The sequence below is a fragment of the Wolbachia endosymbiont (group A) of Oxytorus armatus genome (assembly GCF_964027005.1).
In the GTDB taxonomy this organism is placed as follows: Bacteria; Pseudomonadota; Alphaproteobacteria; order Rickettsiales; family Anaplasmataceae; genus Wolbachia; species Wolbachia pipientis.
Genome location: NZ_OZ034719.1, coordinates 282025 through 298470, shown reverse-complemented (window position 1 = coordinate 298470; position 16446 = coordinate 282025). Strand labels below are relative to the sequence as shown.

The window sequence follows — 16446 nt, the reverse complement described above, 5'->3', positions numbered from 1 at the left end:
AACCAAAAAATCAAGAAGAAGTGAGTGTGCACTTGTCCGTAAAGTCTTTCCATTTCTCCCATTTCTTCGATTATTCTCTTCACTTTCAGCTAATAAGTGATTTTCTATTTCACCTTCCAAACTTGCCTCCAGCAGCTTTTTTATAAGTGGTGTAAATGCTCCATCCCTTCCTGTTAATGGTCTGCCTTCCCTTATTGATGACAGTATATTTGCTTCCAGTTCTTTGTAATCTACCAAACCGGTAGTTCTGTTTACTACTTTCTGACTCATTGTCAAACCTCCATTTTTTTTATATCAATTTATTACTTTTTTTTCGGTTTGACACACTTTTTTGAACATTCCCGGAAATGCAGAAAAAAAATGTTCAACATTATATCAGGAGTCCTTGTCGTTTTAATCTGCACAGATTGCGAAGTTAAATGAAATAGCTTCACTGTTATGATAAGGGCGCTGGCGAAGGGTGTCAAGCAAGTTTTTCGTTTCTATATGCGCTACCTTAAGACTTCAACGTCTTAACGCACCTAACTCCATCTGCATATAAATTTGCATGGCTCTTTCCAGTATTAAGCAATGCAAATCCAATGTTGTCTACACTAGAGCGCAGTTCCCCTATTTCCTCATTGTTTTCATTTGTCACTTTAGTGCCAATATCTGGAAGTGCGTTATCCCCCTCAACAAGGTAAAGTTTTCTTCTGAATATTTCTTGTCTGCTCATTCGATTTACAACTTCCTGACCTATATAACACCCCTTATTAAAGCTTATACCGTTTACTTTATCGATTAAAAATTGCAGCGGAAACGATGAATTCTGCACCATATCTTTCGCTCCATCTGGAACGAGATTTTGAATTCTGACTTTTTCATACTGAGTAAAATCCCCAACCGGCTCTTTTATTTCATCTTTATGTATGATCCTCATTCCTAGCAGCTTGTGCCTTGGATCTTGAAAAATAACTTGTGACTTACCACTACACTCCGCCAACTTAGTATTAAACAAAACTCCAACCTTATATAGTGCGCTAACGTCTTTAATCTTCACTCTCAAGTAAGTTTTAAGCAAATCCAGTTTCTCGATTATTTGCTGCAAGTGCATGTTTTCGCACTCTAAGAGGGTGTATTTACCATATTCAATAAGAAAAAAATCATATAGATATTTTCCCTGAGGGCTAAGCAATAAAGAGTAAATGGCTTTTTGGCTATCCAACTTATTAATATCATTGGTTATAATACCCTGCAGAAAATCTCTAGTGTCAGGCCCATATAGCACTATCACACCACGACTTAAAAATGGTATATAACTCATGAAATCTCTATAAATAAATCTAAATTTTATTATATAACATTAGGCTCTTTTAGAAACTGCTTTTGGCGTGCATATTTTACAAGCTCCAGCCCTTGAAATCTAACTTACGAGTATATATATAAACTTATAAGTTAATTTGTTGATGAGGAAAAACAAATGTCAAGTATAAGTTTAAATGTATTAGATGATAGCGTGCTGATCAAGCCTATTAGCGAAGAAAAGCAAGGTGGAATTGTGCTTCCATCAAGTGCTGAAAAGAAACCTACTAAAGGTGAAGTTATAGCAATTGGTGAAGGTTCACGCAATTCAAGTGGCGAACGCGTAACTTTAACTGTGAAAGCTGGTGATAAAGTGTTCTATCGCCAATGGGCTGGTACAGAAATAGAACATAATAATGAGAAGCTTATCGTGATGAAAGAGTCCGATATACTTGCTGTCATTAAGTAGCAGTCTTTATTTTACTAAACTAAAACAAAGCACGACATAGTGCATTGTAAGTAATTTTATTATAGTTTTCTAAATTTTTTATTAACAAGAGGTGATAAAAATGACTAATGTAGTAGTATCAGGTGAGCAGTTGCAAGAAGCCTTTCGTGAAGTCGCAGCAATGGTAGACTCAACGGTGGCAATAACTGCGGGACCTAGAGGAAAAACAGTAGGGATTAATAAGCCCTATGGAGCACCAGAAATTACAAAAGATGGTTATAAGGTGATGAAGGCTATCAAGCCTGAAAAACCATTAAACGCTGCGATAGCAAGCATCTTTGCACAAAGTTGTTCTCAATGTAACGATAAAGTTGGTGATGGTACAACAACGTGCTCAATACTAACTAGCAACATGATAATGGAAGCTTCAAAATCAATTGCTGCTGGAAACGATCGTGTTGGTATTAAAAACGGAATACAGAAGGCAAAAGATGTAATATTAAAGGAAATTGCGTCAATGTCTCGTACAATTTCTCTAGAGAAAATAGACGAAGTGGCACAAGTTGCAATAATCTCTGCAAATGGTGATAAGGATATAGGTAACAGTATCGCTGATTCCGTGAAAAAAGTTGGAAAAGAGGGTGTAATAACTGTTGAAGAGAGTAAAGGTTCAAAAGAGTTAGAAGTTGAGCTGACTACTGGCATGCAATTTGATCGCGGTTATCTCTCTCCGTATTTTATTACAAATAATGAAAAAATGATCGTGGAGCTTGATAATCCTTATCTATTAATTACAGAGAAAAAATTAAATATTATTCAACCTTTACTTCCTATTCTTGAAGCTATTGTTAAATCTGGTAAACCTTTGGTTATTATTGCAGAGGATATCGAAGGTGAAGCATTAAGCACTTTAGTTATCAATAAATTGCGTGGTGGTTTAAAAGTTGCTGCAGTAAAAGCTCCAGGTTTTGGTGACAGAAGAAAGGAGATGCTCGAAGACATAGCAACTTTAACTGGTGCTAAGTACGTCATAAAAGATGAACTTGGAATCAAGATGGAAGATCTCACGCTTGATGATCTTGGTACGGCTAAAAATGTTAAAATTACTAAAGATAATACCACAGTTGTCAGCGAAAATAGCGATTCTGACAGTGTGAAAGCTAGAATCGAGCAGATTAAATCTCAAATTGAAACTTCAACTTCTGATTATGATAAAGAAAAGCTAAGAGAACGTTTAGCGAAATTATCAGGTGGCGTTGCTGTGCTCAAAGTTGGTGGAGCAACTGAAGTGGAAGTTAAAGAACGTAGAGATAGAGTCGAAGATGCGCTGCATGCAACAAGAGCTGCAATTGAAGAAGGTATAGTTCCAGGTGGTGGGGTTGCGCTTCTTTATGCTTCATCTGTTCTCGACAAATTAAAAGGTGCAAGTGACGAGGAACAAATAGGCATAAACATTATCAAGAAAGTTCTCAGTGCTCCAATTAGAAGGTTAGTCAAAAATGCTGGTCTTGAATCTGCTGTTATAATTGACTATTTGATTAAGCAGAATGATAAAGAGCTTATATACAACGTTGAGGCTATGAATTATGCTAATGCGTTTACAGCTGGTGTGATTGATCCAGCAAAAGTGGTGCGTATTGCTTTTGAAACAGCGGTATCTGTTGCGAGTGTGCTGATAACTACTGAATCTATGATAGTTGATGTACCAAGCAAAGAAAATGCTTCATCTCCTATGGGTGCAGGAGAAATGAGTGGCATGGGTGGATTCTAAGTAGAATGAAACCGTGGAGCAATTGCTCCACGGTAGTTCCAAAAAATCTCACATTTTACTATTCGTTAAAGGTAATACGTTTGGTGCAGAAATGCACTACTGTTTGCATCCGTTTCACTCCTTTATATTGTGGTTGTCTAATAACAAAAAGGCAGCATAAGAAAACTATAACCCCTAGTATATTTATACTATAGCTGACCCAAGCAACACGTCATACCGCGATTCATTCCACAACTGTACGAACATTACAATATGGCACATAGTAAACGATGTCATGAAAGTAGCTGACACTGGAATGACACCCTTTTGGATGGAAACCAGTGTCACGCACTGGCATGACACCCATTTGTTCCTATAGTTGTCTTTTCTCGTCTACCTTATTTTGCCACTCTGCTGAACAGATACAATTTACAACCACCCCCCTACCCTTTTTAGTTGTTCAGCAAATATAGAGAGGTTAAAGGGAGTGGTATTACTTAAACAACTAAATAAAAAACCAGGTAGATCATTCTGAAATTCTTGCATTTTTGTCCATAATTTTGTTAAATAACTTCCCTTTTGGTCATATCGAACCAAATTTCTTTTTCACACCACCTTTTAAGCCACTTTCGTTAGTTTTTGTCATAATGCGATCAAACACTCCCAATAACCTCTTTAATAGGTTTGGAGTTAGCGAAGAGATAAGATCAACAGATACGTTATTGTTTTTGTCATCACCATTTGCTTTATAGTCTATTGAAACGATTCCCCTACTTTTCCCACCAGTAAGAAGTTTTCCAATTATAGGAATTTTTAACAAAGATTTATTAATTGAATATGCTGGTATTACTTGTCCTGCAACCTGGAATTTATAATTTCTAATATCGAGCTTACCACCAGTGCTAATACCTAACTCCGCCCCTTCAAGCCAAGATTCTTCAATTTCAATAGTGCCATCTTTGTATGAAAAAGGTGCATTACATTTGTAAAAGTATACACCTTCATTTTTTATGGCATTTACAATGCCAGGCAATGAAGACATCGACAATAAAGTAGTAAGTAGTGGAGCATCTTTGATGTAGAAATTGCTAATGGATAACGTACCATAATGTTCTCCACTTTCTCTCTGAGGAGAGAGATAAAAAGACAATTTGCCGTTTTTAATTGATTTACTAATGCCTAAGGAACGCAAAAGCATACCTGAATTATCCGCATATATTTCGAGCCCTATTCCACTGTATTCTGCTAGTATGTTGCTGCTATCTTCCAGAAACTGCCCTGTAAATTGACTTCCATTGCAATTACCTTTAGTACAGGTTACATTCAGCTTAGCATTTTTGATAACGATGCCTTCTTTCATAATTACATTGTCAACATTCATACTAATCTCTATATCTTTATTTAATCCATTACTGTTTTTGCCAAGCAAGCCTAAAATATCACTTAAGTTAATTTCCTCACCATAAATAGTTATGGCATTTTTCTCCTTACCTGATTCAATTTCTATACTAAAATCATTATCAGGCAATTTAAAGCTACTAGAATTTAAATATAAATTTCCATTTTCTACTCTTCCGCTGAATTTTATATCTAGGTCATTTCCTACAATGTCTAATTTATCTACTAACAATTCACCTGCTCCTTTTAACCTTGTAGAAAACAAAATTTTATTGTGATCTTCAAAGCGATTTTTCCACCCTAAGTAGCTTGAATGTGATTCAAATTCTGATAAACCTATATCACCATTAACATACCCCGTCTTATCTTGATTTATCACTGACTCTAAATTTGCACTGACATAGCCACTATCAAAATTAAATATTTGAGCGGGTAAATCTCCGGTCAAATTCCAGGCGAAACTTTCATTCCTATTGCTACTTTTCAGGTCAAATAATAGCTGTGTGTTATTCACCATACCACTACCATTTAAATCTATAAAGTCACTGCCAAAACTAAGCTTAATATCATATTTACCAAGACTTGCATTATAGACGGCCAAATTGTCAATTTCAGAATGAAAATTTGCTGAGAAGTCTACTTTTTTGTCATCAGCATTTAGATTAAAAATGCGAAAATTAAATACGGATTTTGCCATTCCACTTACTTTATCCCTTTCAACCTTCACCACATCATCCAGCTTAAATCTTATAGGCTCATATAAACCATACGCATCACTTACAGCTTTGCCATTAATGGTTAGAACTGAATCTTCCTTATTTAGAGATTTCATTTCAATATCACCACCATTAACAGTGAAATTCTGAAACTTAGCGCTATTTACAGTAATTTCAAGATCGTTATTCTTGATGATCAAATCACCCTTTAATTCCTTTACTTGCTCAAAATCTTCATCAAATTTTACGCTACCGTTTTCTATATCAGCAACAATTACAATGTCTGAAAGATCGTCATCAACCAAATTGTTAATTTTGCCATTGAAACTTACAATGGTATTTAAAACATCCCCATCAATATTATCACAATACCAGCTTTTAAATTTACTATTTACTACACTATCTGGTATATAAGTACATAAATCCTTTGCAGCAAACTTACTAATATTAATTCTAAGCAAAGCATGACTTGTACCAAAGTTCATTTTGCCTATTAAAGAGAGATACGTGTCATTTAACTTAAAATGGAAGTTTTTTACACTAATAATTCCATTACTATATGTTAAATTTATATTTACATTAGTTAAGGCCAAATTTTTGTTCAAATAATTTTCTGTATTTAATACGTATATATTTCCATCTACAATTTCATCCTTTTTATTAATTTTCACTGAGAAGCTTCCTTTGAATCCTATATTTTTGTCCAAATTGTAGCTTTTAACTAATGTAGAAAACTTGCTCAATAGTCCCAATTTTAGATCATAAAATGTCCCGTACACATTTAGCAAATTGTTGCGATTTTTTATCGTAATTGATAAATCATCCAAAAATCCCTTTCCATCTTTTGTATTCACATGAATATCTAAAACATTAAAATCTTCCCCCTTCCCTATATATAATTTATCAATAAAAAATTCATCTTCTGTGCTTTTATCAATAGCGATGTTAGTAAATTCAATTTTTGAATCCGCATTTAAGTCAAAAAAAAATTCCCTTATTGTTTTTAATAGATTTTTTGCACTACTTTCTGTCATCTTGAAATTCTTCCCTGTCATCCCAGTATCTTTTTTTCCTGTCATCCCAGCACTCGTCCTTGTCATCCAAGTAGCTTGACTACTTGTTTCTTTTTTTCTAGATTCCAGCGTCACGCGCTGGAATGACACCGAAGGAAGGCGGTTACTACTTAAATAATGATTATCCAAAAGGTCTAATGAGTTTTGCGGATTAACATTAGTTTCTTCTCTCTTGATACATACATGCACATTATCAGCTGAAACCTGAGAGAGATTTGTGCTAGCTTTAAATAAGGAACTTAACTTAAAATGTACAAAAAGCTCAGGAACTTTTATAGTAAAATTAGGGTTTGCTATTGCCAAATCCGTAATGACTAAATACGGATCTTTGCCATCTTTCTGCCAAACAACTGAGGTATTCTCCATATTAACGCTTGAGCCAACAAATATTTTTGATATTTTATGTTTAACATAAAAATCAATATAATTAATATTGATTTCTAAAGGCTTAAAAAAAATAAAGAAGCACAATATGAATAATAAAGCTACGGAAAATAATATAGTAATTTTTTTAAGCATCGATTATTGCTTTTCTTGCTAAACTATCAGCCTCCTCATTATACTTATCGCCACTGTGTGCTTTAACCCACTTCCAATCAATTTCGTGTTGTGAAGCAACGTTGTCTAGCTCTTTCCACAATTCCATATTTTTTACTGATTTTTTATTACTTGTTTTCCAGCCATTCATTTTCCACTTATTTATCCATTCTGTTATGCCATGCTTAACATAAAGACTATCCGTATATAAATTAATATTACAAGAAAATTTCAATACTTTCAGCCCATTGATCACCGCTGTTAACTCCATTTTATTGTTTGTGGTATTTTCTTCTCTACCATAAATGTCTTTTCTGTAATCTTGAAATAATATGATAGCTGCCCATCCTCCCGCTCCAGGATTACCAGAACACGCCCCATCCGTATATATTGTCACTTCTTTTTTACTCATCTTTGTTTATATCGGTTAACAAAGTATATAGTTGCTTTTATGAAAGCACAATTTCTAAAGGTAGTTTAAGCTGCACCTTTAAATTTTATTATAGAAACAAAAAAAAGTGTGACAACGAGCATTACCAAAAGGAAAAGTAAAAAATAGTTTTTATGCTTCTGCCGTTCTTTCATAACTAAAATAAATCAATAGAACAAAAAATAATACTGGCGAATAGGGAAAATAGATAAGAAATTGAGTAAGAAAACATTTGTTTCTGTGAGTTGTGGTTCTTGAATCTGAGAATTGATATAGCGTACCAAATAAAGATGCAACCTGCAAAAATTGCCATGCTTAGATAAAGTAAAGCCTTTTTCAAGAATAGAGCTGGAAGCAAGCTAGTTAGCACCAGCAAGACACTATAAATTAATATATATTTTCTTGTTTTTTCCGGACCATAAACAATATTGAACATTGGAATCGATGCCTTTGCATAGTCTTCAGACTTATTTAAAGATAGGGCCCAAAAGTGTGGTGGAGTCCACATAAAAATTACTAAAAATAAAATGAAACTTTCCCAATTTACAGAATTAGTCACAGCTGCCCAGCCAATCATTGGAGGGAAAGCACCTGCTGCACCACCGATAACGATATTCTGCGGAGTACGCCTTTTTAGCCAAATTGTATATATGAAAACGTAAAATAATATGCTAACAGCAAGCAAAGCAGCAGAAATATAGTTTACTGCTATTGCCATGATAAATACTGACAATATTCCAAGAGTTATACCAAATTCAAGCGCACTTTCTGCAGAAACTCTACCTGAGGGTATAGGGCGGTTTTTTGTCCTTTCCATGAGCAGATCTATGTCTCTGTCATACCACATATTTATAGCACCTGCAGATCCTGAGCCAAGAGCAACACATATAAGAGATATTAGTGCTAGAAAAGGGTGCATACTACCTGGTGCAGTAACCATACCAGCAACTGCAGTAAATACCACAAGATACATTATCCTTGGCTTCAGCAAACGCCAAAAATCCAGTATTGTTGATTCAACATTTAGCAAAACACTTGTGTACATTCTATTTTACCACTGGTGGTTTTTCGAAAGTATGAAAAGGCGGTGGTGAAGATACCGTCCATTCCAAGGTGTCACCTCCCCAAGGATTATCTCCAGCTTTCTTGCCCCATTTAAAAAGATGTATAACTATAAACACAAAAAACATAACTGAAACAAAGGACATATACGAACCAATTGAGGATATATAATTCCAAGGGATAAACGCATCAGGATAATCAGGTATACGCCTTGGCATACCAGCTAATCCTAAGAAATGTTGAGGTAAAAAAGTGATATTGGTGCTAATAAAAGTAAGCCAAAAGTGGATTTGACCTAAGCGCTCATTATATTGTTTACCCGACATTTTACCAATCCAATAATAAAAGCCAGCAAAAGCTCCAAATAATGCAGCAAGTGACATGACATAATGGAAGTGAGCAACAACATAATAGGTGTCGTGCAGGAGCTTATCTATTCCACCATGAGAAAGAATTATTCCCGTTATGCCACCGCCAACAAACATAAAAATAAAACCTAGTGCAAATAGCATAGGGGTTTTAAACTCAATTGCTCCGCCCCACATAGTTGCAATCCAGCTAAAGACTTTTACACCAGTTATAACACCGATAAAAATTGTGGTAGTGCTAAAAAATGCAGCAGCGTCAGCACTAAGCCCAACAGTGAACATATGATGAGCCCAAACCATAAAGCCAAATACTGCTATACCTATCATTGCATAAACCATCCCTATGTAACCAAATACAGGTCTGTGAGAAAAAGTTGATACAACCTGACTTATGATGCCAAATGCAGGAAAAATAATTACGTAAACTTCTGGATGACCAAAAAACCAAAATAAATGTTGAAATAACACAGGGTCACCACCACCTGCAGGATCAAAAAAGGAAGTACCAATATTGCGATCAGTAAGAAGCATAGTTATAGCACCGGCAAGCACCGGTAAGGCAACAATCAACATAAATGCTGTTAGCAAGACAGACCAAACAAATAGTGGCATCTTAGTCAACGACATGCCTTTCGCACGCATGTTAAATATAGTAACTATAAAGTTGATCGCCCCAACAATTGACGACATACCAGCAACATGAAGTGCAAGTATAGCAATGTCAACTCCTGCACTTGGATGGGACATTACCTGTGATAAAGGTGGATATAAAGTCCAACCTGTACCTGGACCTTCACCAATAAACACTGAGAGAATGAGCAAAATAAAAGATGACACTAATAACCAAAAACTTAAATTATTCATACGAGGAAATGCCATATCTGGTGCGCCAATCATGAGAGGTACAAACCAGTTACCAAATCCTCCCATGAGGGCTGGCATTATCATAAAAAACACCATTATCAACGCATGCCCTGTAACCATTACGTTATATAATTGATAGTTATTGTTAAGTATATTAATGTGCATTAGCTGAGTGCGAATAATCACCGATAATAATCCACCAATAATTCCAGCTAATATGGAAAAAATAATGTACAGTGTCCCTATGTCTTTATGATTAGTGGAAAACAACCAACGCTTTATGCCCCTTGGTACGTCACTCATATCTATACTCCAAATTTAACTCACTAATTTTCTATTTTCAATCCACTTATTAAAATCTTCTTTGCTTACTGCTTCAACAACAATTGGCATAAATCCATGGCCTTGACCACACAATTCATAGCACTGCCCGTAATAAACACCAGACTTTTTGATATTAAACCACGCCTCATTCAGCCTACCTGGTATAGCATCAATTTTTACACCAAAAGCCGGTACTCCCCAGCTGTGTATCACATCTCCTGCTGTAACTTGTAAACGAACATTAGTATTAATGGGTAAAACGATGTTGTTATCAACAGAGAATAGCTTTAAATCTCCTTCGATAAAGTCTTCTTTTCCCTTAATATAACTATCAAATGACACACCTTGATATTCTGGATATTGGTAACTCCAATACCATTGATGGCCAATAACTTTCAGTGTTATATCAGCTTTCGGTATTTCTTCCTGTAGCTTCAGTAATTTAGCGTTTTCAAAGGCTAATATTCCAACAATGATAGTTGGTATAACAAACCAAATAATTTCTAAAGGAACACTATGGGTAGTTTTACTTATGTTTGTTACTTTGCTTTTACGAAAGCGAAACGCTATATAAGCAAGCAGCGCCCACACAAAAAGCATTATTGTAACCATCACAAGCATCACAAACGAATGTGACCTAACTACAGCCTCCATTACTTCAGTTGCAGGAGCAGGAAATCCAAATTGCCAGGAAGTAGGAGCAGAGGCAACAGATATATTTGAGTAAAATATTATCAATAGTGCAAATAACTTCACCATATCTTTTTTTTATTTGCTATAAAACTAAGTGATATACTGTATAATAGTATATATAAACTTACTATGCAAATAGAGATTAGTGATGGTTAATAATTTTTTAGCATTCAACAAGTATAATAGTACAATACTAATTGAGGAAAAAAGCATTTACATAAATCTATTGTAAGTAAAAATATTATAATATTTTAAATTAAGTATTTACTTTAAGTAAATTCTATAATAAGTTTAATAGTGTCTGTTACTGCTAATAACCCTCTAGCCTCACACCTAAAAGCAGTAACAGACACTATTAAACTTTATGACAAGTTTATAATCTGTAAGATCAAAGTCTTACAAGTTTCTTTATTTCATTATACATTGCAGTTTGTTAATTAACTTTTAATGCCTATGGTAGCATTTACAGCTTGGACCAAAGGTTTATGTATTATAGAAAATAATTATAAAAAAAACACACTATTTGTATACCATACAAACTTTTTTTATTCTGCATAGCTGAGTTACTAGATTCTGTAAACGAAATCTTTAGAGAAGCCAAATGGGCAAAGTTTCATGAAGGTCTTTTGCATCTCTTAGCATAGATCCCTTACTTAACCATCATACCGCGATTCATTCGCAGTATCTCAAAGCATAGATCCCGCTAACAAGTAGCGGGATGACGATTGTCGTTTAGCCATAAACATTAAGAAATTTACCAAATAAAAAAAAGGCAAAAGAAGCCCTGGGGTTATTATCCGCTTTAAAATATTGGCGTTTTTTATGTTTTAAACGCTTGACAAGCGAAATTCAGCTACTTTTAATTGCAACTAACCTACGCTGCAAATGTTTAAGAAATTTACTAAGCAGAAAAAAAGACAAAGAATCCCCGAGTTAGCTAGTCTTTTACTATCTCTGTCGAGTATTGGCATTTTTTGATGTCTTGTAACGCTTTATAAGCGCGTTTCGGCTTATATAGGTAAAAACCCAGAAATTTTTAAAGACATGCGATGCACGTAGTGCGAAAAATTAAACATGAGACGCCAAATACCCTAAGTTTGACTCGCGACATAATGTTGAACATTTTTTTTTGCATTTCCAGAGCAAGTTCTTGAAACCTAAACATTATATGTACATCATCATGATCAATTCTAATGCATCTAACTAATGCTATGATGACCTTACCCAGAAAAAGTGGAGAGAAAGTTTGGAATGTTTTTCACAAAGAGAATGATGAATCAAAATGCTCAGGAATGCAATAGTTAATAGTGACGTTGTTTGTTATAAAAAATTTCTATGTATTCAAATATTGCAGTTCTAGTTTGTTGAGCAGAGTGTTGTGAAGTATCAATAAGTATTTCTCTTTTCAATGAGCTAAAGAAGCTTTCCACAACAGAATTGTCGTAACAACAACCTTTATGACTCATCTATGTTTTTTATGGATAAGAGATATTGATAACCTTGCGAAGTATATTGTGAACCTTGATCACTATGTAATAGTAGATTTTTGGCAGGTTTACGCTTGTTAACGGCCATTAATAAAGAGTCCATAACCAATTGTTTATTTATTGAACTGCTCATTAACTACCATGCGTGAATATAGATCGATTATTGTTGCCAAATATAGCCATCCTTCTTTGGTTTTTATATAAGTAATCCCATACTTTATTTGGTTGATCGACAATAAAGTTTTGGTCTAATATATTAGGAGCTACTGTCCGTTTGTTGTTTCTTAATTTTAAATTTTCTTCTCAATATAGCCTGAATACCATTTTTCTGCATAATACTTTGCACTGTTTTTAAGTTGCAACTTTTACCCAAAGCCTTTAATTCAGCATGAATTTTAGGAGCTCCATATCTACATTTAGAAGCTTGATATATTTTTTGAATATCTGCTAATAACTCTTTATTTGCTGATTCTCTACTGCTTATTTTCCTTGTAGTCCACTTATAGTAGCCACTAGCAGAAAATCCTACATAATTCCTGTACTTTATAGCAGTTACTATGCTCTTTTATAAAAAAATATTTTACTCTTTTTGACTGGCCAGGGCTTTTTTTAAAATGTCTCTTTCTCTTGTTACTTTTGCTAACTCTTTCTGTAAATCAAATCTCTCTTTGTCATAAGGTGCTACATCTGGAAATGCATTTGCCGCTGACTTTTTTTCGTTATATTTCTTCATCCATTTTCCTAATACACTATCCCTTATTCCTAGATCTCTTGCTACTTTTGCAACTGGTTGACCTACCTTTCTTTGTTCATTTGCCAGCTTAACAGCTTCCAATTTGAATTCTGCCGTATATTCTCTTACCATTTCTAATCCTCCAAAATTTTATTTTACCCGAAAAAACTCCTTTCTTTCTCTCCACTTTTTCTGGGTAAGGTCAATTCGGAACTCTATTTCTTTTTTATGATCTTTACTTTTATTCTTATTGTTCATATAATATACCCTTCACTAATAATAAATTATTTTTAAATGGTTACTGTTATTTTCTTAGCAGTATTGGCATAAAGCCATAGCTTTTGGGTGAAGTCAAATCAAATTTTCAATTTTTTTTGTTTATTTTTTTTATGAAAAGGTAGAAGATATTAATAGCTGCTAATTTCTTTAAACGATGTTGTCGTAGATTCGTATTTTTATACACCAAAAAGGGTATCTTTGATGTCTCCTACAGCTCCAAACTCATAGCATCCATTTGCCAGCCTTTTAAGGCGCTTTATAGAAGGGTTAATAAAAGATGTACAAAAGGACGTCTAAGGTGCGTAGTAGCATTCTAAAGCCATCTATGGGAGACATTTTTTTCATCAACGCATTCAAAACTTAAAAAAATAAAAAACTTGAACATTTCTTCAGAATTGTGTATAATTATTAATGCTTTTTAAGGTTCTTTCTTATGACTTTTTCTAAGTTTCTTGATCCCAAAAATGATGTATCGTTTAAGCGTATCTTCGGTACTGAAAAAAATAGAGATATCCTTATTCACTTCCTCAATGATATTCTTGGCTTTACTGGTAAAAATGAAATAAAGGATATAGAGTTTTTAAGTACTATTCAAGACCCCGATATCGCCGCTAAAAAGCAAAGTATTGTTGATGTTCTCTGTAGAGATTCTACAGGTGCTCAATACATTTGCGAAATGCAGGTCGCTAAAACTAAAGGCTTTGAAAAACGTGCCCAATACTATGCTGCTAAAGCTTACTCAAGGCAAGCTGATAAAGGTGACCAGTATCATAACCTTAAGGAAATTATCTTCATTGCTATAGCAGATTGTGTACTGTTTCCTAATAAATCTGAGTACAAATCAAAGCATACTATTCGAGATGAAGACACTAATGAGCATGATCTAAAAGATTTCTATTTTATATTTATTGAGTTGCCAAAATTTCCAAAGAATAAGGAAGATCAGTTGGAAAATATAGTTGAAAAATGGGTTTATTTTTTTCGATATGCAGATGAGACTAGTGAAGAAGAGCTGGAAAAAATAATAGGTAGTGATGTAATAATTAAAAAGGCCTATGAAGAGCTAAATAGATTCAACTGGTCAGAAAAAGAATTTATTGCCTATGAACAGGAAATAAAACGTATTCTTGATGAACAGGCTGTCCTCGCTCAAAAACTTGATGATGCTACTGAAAAAGGTAGAGAAGAAGGTAAAGAAGAAGGCATCCAAATCGGACATGAAAAAGGCAGAAAAGCAGAGAAAATCGAAGTGGCAAAGAACTCACTTAAGGTCGGTGTCTCTATTGATGTTATCGCTCAAATTACCGGCCTTTCGATAGATGAAATTCAAAAATTAAGGAATTAATACTTTACCTTGACCTCTAGCTTGAGTTAAATGACATTGAACAGAAGTATTATTTAGATAACTTTTAGGCTTCAAGCTTATTTGTTGTTCTTTTACGTCACTCACTTCTAATCTGCTTAACATTTGTTGCATTAATTGATTTATTACTGGGTCTATTCTTCTATTAAATTCAGCCATAAACTTATCAAACTTTTTCGGACTTAATCTACCGGGATCTCCGGGTTCTCTACCAGGCAATGCTTCCTCTGCGTATGATTTTAAAATCCCTGAAATTTCATTAAATTCACCACTCCTAATTTTTTCATTAATCTTCTCAAATAATTTCTCAAAATTAATATCTAAGCGGTGCATTTTTATACCACCTTTCGATTCAGCTTGCTTCTCTAATACTTCCTTGAACGACTTTATAATATCCGATGTGTAAAAAAGAGCCTTTACAGGATTAACATCAGAAAACTTAGGAAGAGGACACTTTTTATCTAGAAAAGCTTGTAACAAGAAAAACATCAAGCTAGCATTATTACTCGCACAAACTTCACGACTAAATTGGCTAGTATATTGGATATTTGGGTTTCTTACTGTATCAGAATGATTGGAGCTACTTCCTGCTGTACCAGAACGGCTAGAGCTATTTTCTGAAAATGAAGGCAACGCAGCCCTTAAAACCCCAGTTATGGATTAGAAAACAGATAAAAGTAGAATTAATAAAGAGGGAAATAGGGTAAACTCAAGTATTTTAACAATAATTTAAGAGGTTACCCATGAAGAAAGATATTACAGAACTTTACTGCTGCGTCGAGGATTTTTGTCGTGTAGTAGATGAAAATTTTGCAAATAAGTTCTTATCAAATGGCAAAAAACCAACCAGAGTACCAGAAATAGCGCACTCAGAAATGCTAACCATAATCCTGTTATACCACCAATCGCCATGTAAAAACTTCAAGGCTTTTTATCTTTGTTACCTTAAGTTACTCTATAGATCAGAATTTTCAAAGATGCCTTCATATCACAGATTTATTGCCTTAAAGCCGAGAGTTTTACGGTATTTAGCATTACTTCTTCAATGGTTCTGCGAACAAGCGAAAATGACAGGTACTTCCTACATTGACACTTCTACGATTGCCATTTGCCACAAGAAAAGGATCTCTAGGAACAAAGTTTTTGATGGTTTAGCAGAAATTGGTAAGAGCACGTATGGTTGGTTTTTTGGCTTTAAATTGCACTTGGTGATTAACGAAATTGGAGAAATTCAATCACTTACTCTAACCAAAGGTAACGTTGATACCTGTGCCAACTATAACTAAAAGACTGACAGGACTTTTGTTCGGAGATAAAGGCTATATCAAGAAGGAGCTCTTTGAGGAACTCTTCGATAGAGGTTTAAAGCTTGTCACTAAAGTGAAAAAAGGCATGAAAAACGCACTAATCTCACTAAAAGAGAAGGCTTTATTGAGAAAAAGGTCGATTATTGAGACAGTCTTTGGTTGTTTAAAAAATAAATTTGAGCTTGAACATACACGGCACAGATCGCCAATAAATTTTCTGGTACATATTTTTTCTACATTAATTTCATATTCCATGCAGTCAAAAAAGCCTTCTATTTCTAAGCCTTACTGTGTTGGTTAATCCATAACTGGGGTTTATAAATATCACAAGAA

At 34.3% G+C, this 16446-nt stretch carries 14 protein-coding genes and 2 pseudogenes; 4 read left to right on the top strand and 12 right to left on the bottom strand.

Features of this window, described 5'->3' with window-relative positions:
* Nucleotides 1-12: 12 nt before the first annotated feature.
* A pseudogene (locus AAGD79_RS01470) lies at nucleotides 13-270 on the bottom strand (IS256 family transposase); the annotation flags it as partial.
* A 226-nt stretch (nucleotides 271-496) separates the two neighbouring features.
* Nucleotides 497-1303, bottom strand: coding sequence for a YgfZ/GcvT domain-containing protein (locus AAGD79_RS01465; RefSeq protein WP_015589111.1), 807 nt, complete (start codon nucleotides 1301-1303; stop codon nucleotides 497-499).
* A gap of 165 nt (nucleotides 1304-1468) precedes the next feature.
* On the opposite strand from AAGD79_RS01465, the gene AAGD79_RS01460 reads away from it, so the two are divergent.
* A complete protein-coding gene (locus AAGD79_RS01460) occupies nucleotides 1469-1750 on the top strand; it encodes a co-chaperone GroES (protein WP_173862895.1) in 282 nt (93 codons plus the stop codon).
* Nucleotides 1751-1850: 100 nt separating this feature from the next.
* Nucleotides 1851-3500 (top strand): chaperonin GroEL, encoded by a 1650-nt coding sequence (gene groL, locus AAGD79_RS01455; RefSeq protein WP_341811478.1) that lies wholly within the window; start codon nucleotides 1851-1853, stop codon nucleotides 3498-3500.
* A gap of 562 nt (nucleotides 3501-4062) precedes the next feature.
* On the opposite strand, the gene AAGD79_RS01450 is transcribed toward groL, so the two are convergent.
* The 9 genes from AAGD79_RS01450 to AAGD79_RS01420 form a co-directional block, all read right to left on the bottom strand.
* Nucleotides 4063-7185 carry an AsmA-like C-terminal domain-containing protein gene (locus AAGD79_RS01450; protein WP_341811477.1) on the bottom strand — a complete coding sequence of 1041 codons (3123 nt, stop codon included), beginning with the start codon at nucleotides 7183-7185 and terminating at the stop codon, nucleotides 4063-4065.
* Nucleotides 7178-7615, bottom strand: coding sequence for a ribonuclease HI (gene rnhA / locus AAGD79_RS01445; RefSeq protein ID WP_151807582.1), 438 nt, complete (start codon nucleotides 7613-7615; stop codon nucleotides 7178-7180). Before rnhA ends, AAGD79_RS01450 begins: the two co-directional genes overlap by 8 nt.
* Nucleotides 7616-7790: 175 nt before the next feature.
* Entirely contained in the window at nucleotides 7791-8678 is an 888-nt protein-coding gene (locus tag AAGD79_RS01440; protein WP_174515960.1) for a heme o synthase, read from the bottom strand.
* A gap of 1 nt (nucleotide 8679) precedes the next feature.
* Complete coding sequence (gene ctaD, locus AAGD79_RS01435; protein WP_213863580.1) at nucleotides 8680-10230, bottom strand: cytochrome c oxidase subunit I; 1551 nt, start codon at nucleotides 10228-10230, stop codon at nucleotides 8680-8682.
* Nucleotides 10231-10245: 15 nt separating this feature from the next.
* The gene (coxB, locus tag AAGD79_RS01430; protein WP_012673173.1) at nucleotides 10246-11010 is read right to left on the bottom strand and encodes a cytochrome c oxidase subunit II; all 765 of its coding nucleotides are present in this window, start codon (nucleotides 11008-11010) and stop codon (nucleotides 10246-10248) included.
* A 1235-nt stretch (nucleotides 11011-12245) separates the two neighbouring features.
* Nucleotides 12246-12410 (bottom strand): IS3 family transposase, encoded by a 165-nt coding sequence (locus AAGD79_RS01425; protein WP_080717614.1) that lies wholly within the window; start codon nucleotides 12408-12410, stop codon nucleotides 12246-12248.
* Nucleotides 12400-12564, bottom strand: coding sequence for a DDE-type integrase/transposase/recombinase (locus AAGD79_RS06950; RefSeq protein WP_156768661.1), 165 nt, complete (start codon nucleotides 12562-12564; stop codon nucleotides 12400-12402). Before AAGD79_RS06950 ends, AAGD79_RS01425 begins: the two co-directional genes overlap by 11 nt.
* 123 nt (nucleotides 12565-12687) lie before the next feature.
* Nucleotides 12688-12864, bottom strand: coding sequence for an IS3 family transposase (locus tag AAGD79_RS06945; protein WP_410541945.1), 177 nt, complete (start codon nucleotides 12862-12864; stop codon nucleotides 12688-12690).
* Nucleotides 12865-13011: 147 nt separating this feature from the next.
* The gene (locus AAGD79_RS01420) at nucleotides 13012-13296 is read right to left on the bottom strand and encodes a transposase (RefSeq protein WP_041573518.1); all 285 of its coding nucleotides are present in this window, start codon (nucleotides 13294-13296) and stop codon (nucleotides 13012-13014) included.
* Nucleotides 13297-13876: 580 nt separating this feature from the next.
* Between AAGD79_RS01420 and AAGD79_RS01415 the strand changes: the two genes are divergently transcribed.
* Nucleotides 13877-14788, top strand: coding sequence for an Rpn family recombination-promoting nuclease/putative transposase (locus tag AAGD79_RS01415; protein ID WP_341811476.1), 912 nt, complete (start codon nucleotides 13877-13879; stop codon nucleotides 14786-14788).
* Here the strand turns inward: AAGD79_RS01415 and AAGD79_RS01410 are convergent.
* Nucleotides 14777-15439 (bottom strand): hypothetical protein, encoded by a 663-nt coding sequence (locus AAGD79_RS01410; RefSeq protein ID WP_341811475.1) that lies wholly within the window; start codon nucleotides 15437-15439, stop codon nucleotides 14777-14779. The genes AAGD79_RS01415 and AAGD79_RS01410 overlap by 12 nt on opposite strands.
* A gap of 110 nt (nucleotides 15440-15549) precedes the next feature.
* On the opposite strand from AAGD79_RS01410, the pseudogene AAGD79_RS01405 reads away from it, so the two are divergent.
* Nucleotides 15550-16414 (top strand): annotated as a pseudogene (locus AAGD79_RS01405) (IS982 family transposase).
* Nucleotides 16415-16446 lie beyond the last annotated feature (32 nt).

Coding starts and splice junctions, on each gene's coding strand:
- ctaD (WP_213863580.1), bottom strand. CDS start 10,230: ATGAGTGACGTACCAAGGGGCATAAAGCGTTGGTTGTTTTCCACTAAT.
- AAGD79_RS01415 (WP_341811476.1), top strand. CDS start 13,877: ATGACTTTTTCTAAGTTTCTTGATCCCAAAAATGATGTATCGTTTAAG.
- AAGD79_RS01420 (WP_041573518.1), bottom strand. CDS start 13,296: ATGGTAAGAGAATATACGGCAGAATTCAAATTGGAAGCTGTTAAGCTG.
- AAGD79_RS01450 (WP_341811477.1), bottom strand. CDS start 7,185: ATGCTTAAAAAAATTACTATATTATTTTCCGTAGCTTTATTATTCATA.
- AAGD79_RS01425 (WP_080717614.1), bottom strand. CDS start 12,410: ATGAGTCATAAAGGTTGTTGTTACGACAATTCTGTTGTGGAAAGCTTC.
- rnhA (WP_151807582.1), bottom strand. CDS start 7,615: ATGAGTAAAAAAGAAGTGACAATATATACGGATGGGGCGTGTTCTGGT.
- AAGD79_RS01440 (WP_174515960.1), bottom strand. CDS start 8,678: ATGTACACAAGTGTTTTGCTAAATGTTGAATCAACAATACTGGATTTT.
- groL (WP_341811478.1), top strand. CDS start 1,851: ATGACTAATGTAGTAGTATCAGGTGAGCAGTTGCAAGAAGCCTTTCGT.
- AAGD79_RS01465 (WP_015589111.1), bottom strand. CDS start 1,303: ATGAGTTATATACCATTTTTAAGTCGTGGTGTGATAGTGCTATATGGG.
- coxB (WP_012673173.1), bottom strand. CDS start 11,010: ATGGTGAAGTTATTTGCACTATTGATAATATTTTACTCAAATATATCT.
- AAGD79_RS06950 (WP_156768661.1), bottom strand. CDS start 12,564: ATGAGCAGTTCAATAAATAAACAATTGGTTATGGACTCTTTATTAATG.